At 51.6% G+C, this 6261-nt stretch carries 5 protein-coding genes; 3 read left to right on the top strand and 2 right to left on the bottom strand.

Annotated features, from left to right (window positions below; all coding sequences use genetic code 11):
* Positions 1–1497 (top strand): PKD domain-containing protein (locus ACTRXD_RS04330; protein WP_442430616.1); only part of this gene is annotated, 1497 nt, incomplete at its 5' end.
* A 1006-nt stretch (positions 1498–2503) separates the two neighbouring features.
* The gene (locus tag ACTRXD_RS04325; RefSeq protein WP_442430615.1) at positions 2504–4078 is read left to right on the top strand and encodes an FG-GAP repeat domain-containing protein; all 1575 of its coding nucleotides are present in this window, start codon (positions 2504–2506) and stop codon (positions 4076–4078) included.
* 355 nt (positions 4079–4433) lie between these two features.
* Here ACTRXD_RS04325 and ACTRXD_RS04320 read toward each other — a convergent pair whose 3' ends face one another.
* The gene (locus ACTRXD_RS04320; protein ID WP_442430614.1) at positions 4434–5063 is read right to left on the bottom strand and encodes an acyloxyacyl hydrolase; all 630 of its coding nucleotides are present in this window, start codon (positions 5061–5063) and stop codon (positions 4434–4436) included.
* Positions 5064–5277: 214 nt separating this feature from the next.
* Between ACTRXD_RS04320 and ACTRXD_RS04315 the strand changes: the two genes are divergently transcribed.
* Positions 5278–5475: a hypothetical protein gene (locus ACTRXD_RS04315; protein ID WP_442430613.1), complete on the top strand. Its 198-nt coding sequence runs from the start codon at positions 5278–5280 to the stop codon at positions 5473–5475.
* A gap of 516 nt (positions 5476–5991) precedes the next feature.
* Here the strand turns inward: ACTRXD_RS04315 and ACTRXD_RS04310 are convergent.
* Positions 5992–6162, bottom strand: coding sequence for a hypothetical protein (locus ACTRXD_RS04310; protein WP_442430612.1), 171 nt, complete (start codon positions 6160–6162; stop codon positions 5992–5994).
* Positions 6163–6261: the final 99 nt, after the last annotated feature.

Below are 6261 nucleotides of genomic sequence, written 5' to 3'. Positions count from 1 at the left end.
ACGTGTATTGTGACCATGACGGCGGCGCGGGCGGTGACCGCCACGTTTACGACCGTGCAACGGACGCTGACGGTCACGAAAGCCGGGACGGGCAGTGGGACGGTCACCAGTAATCCTGGGGGCATCTCCTGCGGGAACGATTGCACCGAGGGCTATGCCAATGGGACGGCAGTGACGCTGACGGCAGTGGCGAGTGGAGGCTCGACGTTTATAGGCTGGAGTGGCAGCGGGTGTGAGGGCACGGGCACGGGCACCTGCACGGTGAGTATGACGGCCGCGCGGACGGTTACGGCCACGTTTACTCAAAATCCAGGCAATCAACCCCCGTCGGTGAGTGCGGGGCCTTCAATCACAGTTGCGCTACCGAATACGGCTTCGTTGAACGGCACGGTGACGGATGATGGTCTGCCGGCCACGCCGGGCACGGTCTCCACCACCTGGGATAAAGTGAGCGGGCCGGGGACGGTGACATTTGGCAATGCGTCGGCCCTGAGTACGACGGCCAGTTTCAGCCAAGCGGGGACCTATGTGTTGCGGTTGTCTGCGACGGATGGTGAGTTCTTGCGTAGTTCAGACATGACCATTACTGCGAACAATCTGGGTGCGAGGAAGTTATCTAACGATTTGAACGCTGACGGAACGGCAGACCTCCTTTGGCGAAATAGCCTCAATGGGCTCGTGGTGGGCTGGCTCATGAACGATGCTGCGGTGACCACCACCGGTGTATTGGGTGGTGTTTCATCCCATTGGCAGATCATGGGAACGGGCGATGTGAATGGTGACGGCCAAGCCGACGTGATTTGGAGAAATACGACGACCGGGGTCGTGGCGGTGTGGTTTATGAATGGGTTGACCCACATGTCGACGGGATTTCCAGGGAGCGCGTCCCTCAAATATGTCATCAAAGGAATCGGTGATGTGGATGGCAACGGAACCGCGGATCTTATCTGGCATAATAGCGTCAGCGGGGGCTTGGCTGTCTGGCTCATGAACGGGTCGACCATTACCAAATTTGGATTCCCTGGCAGTGCGCCGGTGCAATGGGAAGTCACCGGTGTCGGTGATGTGAATGCCGATGAAAAAGCCGATGTGATTTGGCGGAACACGACGACCGGGGCGGTGGCGGTGTGGTTCATGAACGGCTTGACCCACACGTCGACGGGATTTCCAGGGAGTGCGCCTCTCAGTTATGTCATTAAGGAAATCGGGGATGTGGATGGCAACGGAACTGCCGATATCGTTTGGCACCAAAAGCTCAATGGTTCGGTGGCCATCTGGATTATGAACGGACCCACGGTCGCCTTTGTCGGGTTTCCTGGTGGAGTGCCCCTGGACTGGCAGATCACGGGAATGGGTGATGTGAATGCGGATGGTCAGGATGACGTCATTTGGCAAAATCGCACGAGTGGGGCGGTGGCGCTGTGGTTAATGAACGGGAAAGACGTCATGGACACCAAATTCCCGAACGGCACCTCTACTGACTGGGAAATTCAATAAGGATGATCTCGTAATTTGGCAAGGTTTAATGCTAAAGGCCAAACCGCAAAGGAAACCATGGGAATGATGGTTTCATTGTAACTGTGCCGGGGACAGCCGTTTTACTAAACTCAGAGTAGGCCCGGCTGTCGGTCCGGCTGTTTCGACAGAAGGCAAAACCTACGGCACAAACGGTAGGACAAAACCTTGTCTCTCTATGAAAGCCTCACATCTTCGGGTGTGAGGCTTTTTTTATGGAAAACCTTTCTTCACTTTTCATCTTGTTCTCTTGAGAACACGCCAAGTGACTTTTCCCTGCTTATGAGGAGGGTCTCTCATTGATCTTCTGTGGCATGTCAACGCATCCCGCCGATTTTGTTTTTCGGGACAAATCCCTTGTTCCCATTCCTTTTTTGGTTTTCTCTTCCACGACGGTTTGCTCTCTCCTGCTAATTTAAAAAAACGTGTTCGTCCGGTTCATGTGCCCTGCTTCCAGATCAATTCATTCCGAGTTGGATGATGTCCTACCCCTTTTAGACCAGATCTGCCTGCTCTTCTTCCGATCGAAGGAACGAACAGCCATTCGGGTCCCTTCTGTTATCAACCCGGAATCTCTGTAGGGGCTGTTGAAAAAAGCCGCCAGCGGCGTTCTCGCCATTTTTCCGTGCTCACGTGGAAGTACGCTCTGCGCGCAAAAATGACTGCGGCCTTGCTGGACGGACCCTTCGGGAAGACTCAGGGCATGCTTTTTTGAACCGCCCCGAGACCTCTAATATGAAACGTGCCTGTGAGGCAATATGCTCTTGGAAATTGGTTTTATTCAACACTCCCCTGTAATTTCCAGTTGAGCTTTAATAGAAAGGCTGACGTTTTTGAGGAGTCTGGTAAGAAAATAAAGAAATGGCGAGGGAGAAAAGATCTGGAATGTGGTGCCTGATTTTTAAGAATGGAATTGTCTATCCGATAAGGTTAGTCAACCTTGCTCATGTAATCTCTTATGTCAAATCAATTGATGTCGAAACACATAATGCCCGACGTAACCGGTCTGAGCCAGACCATCATATCCCTCATTCTGGTGGGGATGGTTTGTCTGTCTGTCCCGTCACAGAGCCTTGCGTATAAAATCGAAATTGGTGTTTCAGGGCCGATTGGTGGGAATTCAGTTGTCGAGGAAAATGGACGTACTGAAATCCAATTAGACACGGGTCCGGTAATCGGACCAGACGGTGAAGCCGGCTCAGCCTATGCCACAGCGAATTTAGCCACTGGAACCCTCGCGCTTAAAGTGACCTCGACGACTCCCAATCAAAGTTCGCAAGAGGGTATGGGATTGGCCTCCATTCAAATCAATGACCGGTTGAGGTTTTCGCTGGATCCGGGCGTGGCCATTGCCAACATCAGATTTTCTATGAGGGTCGATGGGTTTCCCTCTTGTCGGGATTTGTCTTCCAATTGCTTTACCAATGCGATCATTCGTTTGGGAGAGATGAGTGATCAGGCTCTTGGGCTTCCTTTACCGGAGCCAAAGGAGTTGGAGGTTAGAGTTACAGTTGTTGATGGGCAGGAGCTACCCATTGAGGCGTTTTTATCGGCCAGGGTCGAGATGAATAACCTCATCGATGTCAGCGATCCAAGTGCGACTATCCGGTTAATTCTGCCAAAAGGGGTAAGCTTTACCTCAGAATCCGGGGTGTTCCTCGGCCTTCAGCCTCCTTTTGAGGAACCGTCGCCTCGTGCCCCTGTCAGTTCCGATCTCAATGGAGATGGCAAGGCGGATATTGTCTGGCGCAATGTGAGAACCGGTGAGGTGGCGGTGTGGTTAATGAATGGTGGGTTGATTGGTTCCTCTGGTTTCCTGGGTGGGGTCTCATCCGATTGGCAGATCGTTGGAGTGGGTGATGTGAGTAATGACGGAATGGCTGATATTGTCTGGCGCAACACCCTAAGTGGCGCCGTAGCTGTATGGTTTTTGAACGGGTTGACGATCACGTCGGCCAGTTTCCCCGGGAGCGCTTCCTTGGATTGGGTGATTAAGGGAGTGGGCGATATGGACGGCAATGGTAGTGCCGACCTCATCTGGCACAATATGCAAAACGGAGCTGTTGCGGTCTGGCTCATGGATGGGCCCTCAATTAGCGGGTTCCGTTCACTGCCCGGTGTGCCCTTAGCGTGGCAGATCGTTGGGATCGGTGATGTGAATGCGGATGGTCTGGCGGACATCATTTGGCGCCATAGCGGAGGGGTATCTGCCGTGTGGGTGATGGATGAGGCGACGATCACTTCGGTGGGATTCCTCGGAGGGACCACGCCAGAGTGGGAGAAAGCAGGCTTTGGTGATCTGAACGGAGATGGGACAACTGATATGGTCTGGCGTCATACCGGTACCGGGAAGGTGGGGATCTGGTTGATGAACGGAGGGGCGATTGAGGAATCCGGCTTTTTGCCGGGTATGCACTCGGGGTGGCGTATTGCGCAGGTTGGTGACGCAGATGGAGATGGGAAGGCCGATGTGATCTGGCATAATCGCAGTACAGGACAGGTGGCGGTCTGGCTCATGGATGGCCTGACCTTGTCCTCGACAGAATTTCCCGGTAGCACGTAGATGTCAGTTTTATGACCACAGAACTTAGGTTCGATAAGCCCCCCTATCAAAGATCGTGTCTTTGTTCCAACTCTCAATTCGCCCCTTGAGAATGGGCGGATCCGATTCCTTGAAGCCTGCTCTGAATACCGTGGTTATTCAAATCCCCGTTTGGGAGAGAGAGCCATCCTAGTAGCGTTTTTTCCGTTTAAGAAGTTGATTTCCTTTCCCCGGGTTGCCCTCCCTTTCGTGTGTCCAAAAATTTTCTGGATAGCTCTAGAGACGACAACCACGGGAAGGGCTAAGACCGATTTTTCCAGAGTATCGGCACGAGCAGGCGAGTACCAAGAGTTGCGGATTTTCGAACCACAATATCTCACGGGGAAAAAAAGGATATGCCGACATTGAAGAGACAGCCATTCAATCCAATATTCCGTTCGCCAATCCCTGCGTTGGAAATATGATGGAAGCGAATACCGAGGGTCACCGCGGTGTTCTCTGTCACAAAATACGAGACACCCGGACCCGTTTGGAGGACGAAATTAAATTGCGTGCTTTGTTCGGGAATCCGGGGTCCCAGGTCTGTCCACAACATGCCTGCTCCACCATCCCAAAATGGCATCCACCGTCCAAAGTTGAGGAAATTATATTTCACCATTAACGAGCCTCCGAACGCTGAGGCGCTAAACGGTTGGTAATAGTGCGCAGCCAACGGTTCAATTAACACTTCGACATTCCCTGAGGTCCAACCTGAGCCAATCTCATCCGTCAACACCAGACCCAATTGAGGTAGGAAATAGACGGCGCTGCGGTTAGCTGACGGTTCATTACCAAAGGCGTTATTCCCTTGCCAATAGCCGGTGAGAAATCCGAATTCGAGGGTGCCCTTGGTCACACGATTTCTGGCATCAAAATCCACACCCCACGCCGTTCCAACCAAAAAGAGCATGAACAGCACACCAGTCATTTCGATGATGAATTGTTCCCTTTTGAATCCCTTAAACATGAAAATTCCTTTTTGTTTGTCTGCAAATCATTCCGATGAGTTAGTCAGAGAATTTGCAAGTTAAGCCTCATTCAGCTTCCGGTTTCGGCAACTCCCTCGGGAGCATTTCATGAAATTCCAATAATGAGCAGGAATTTCCCATAATTGGAACCAACAATTCAATGAACTTTTTATTCTAAAGGGTTACAATCTTTAGACTATTGAGGTCAAAAAAATGGAATCTTCCCCTTTATCTTTGAACATGCCACTCAAGAAATCTGCGAAAGATCCCCTTGCGCGATTGTCTTTGGCCGTCCGCGAGTTAGATAAACTCATCAACCGGGCCAATCAACTGGCCCATCTCTCAGAACAAGCCCTCCCTATTGATCACTCCACCCAGTCTGACCAGTGCACCCCACCTCAACAGACCTGACTCTGATCGATTTAGTCAAAGCTATTTTCCTCAATCCGCATAAAATCCTTTTCTTCCCTCCACCAAAGAGAATTCCCATTTTTACAGTGATCAAGCTGTGAAAGCTTCCAACAAAAATCTCTGCAACTCAAACGGTTTCCCGAGAACTTTGGCAAGTGATTGCGCGGGGAAAGAGGGAGCCGTGCTTTAGATTGATTCCCAGGACTTGTGAGTCTTGAGTTTTTTGGAGTCAGGTAAACTCAGAGGGGAATTTTGCCGGGTTGCCGAATAGATGTTTGGGCCACGGCTGCAGACAGAGATTCGACCAGGCTTCACTTCCGGTGCATGGCTCGTTTTCTGAAACTGAATTGCGTTGGGAATTTGGCGGGATGAATGACAGAGTTGAACGATGCTTGCTAATGGTTCACCTGAGTTAACAGACAAGAAGTCTGGAGGGATTAAGGAGGAGAGTTGAAATGATCGATGCTGTCCCCTGGCTTACAATTCCGGTTGCCCTGTCCAGCGTTCTGGGTGAGACTACCTGTGGTGGGCGTGCAGGGCCTTGGCTTCCAATGAAAGCGATACCGTGTCTTGGGTGGAAGAAGACGACAGGTTTCCTTGGGGTTGGGGAACGACGGCTGCTTGGATGAGCGGAAGAGAAGCTTGGGTGAGGAAATTGGCGGCTGCTAATGCAGATAATTCACTCATGAGGCATCTCCTTTCCTGAAGGTCTTGTCGGTTCAGTTTCCGGGATTCTTGATCCATATTCGCCGGAAAAATCAGGACGTCTGTCTCATGCGTGCGGGA

The organism is Nitrospira sp. T9 (assembly GCF_052156535.1).
Taxonomy (GTDB): domain Bacteria; phylum Nitrospirota; class Nitrospiria; order Nitrospirales; family UBA8639; genus Nitrospira_E.
Note: the sequence above shows the minus strand (reverse complement) of the source record. Positions and strands in the feature narration are given on the sequence as shown.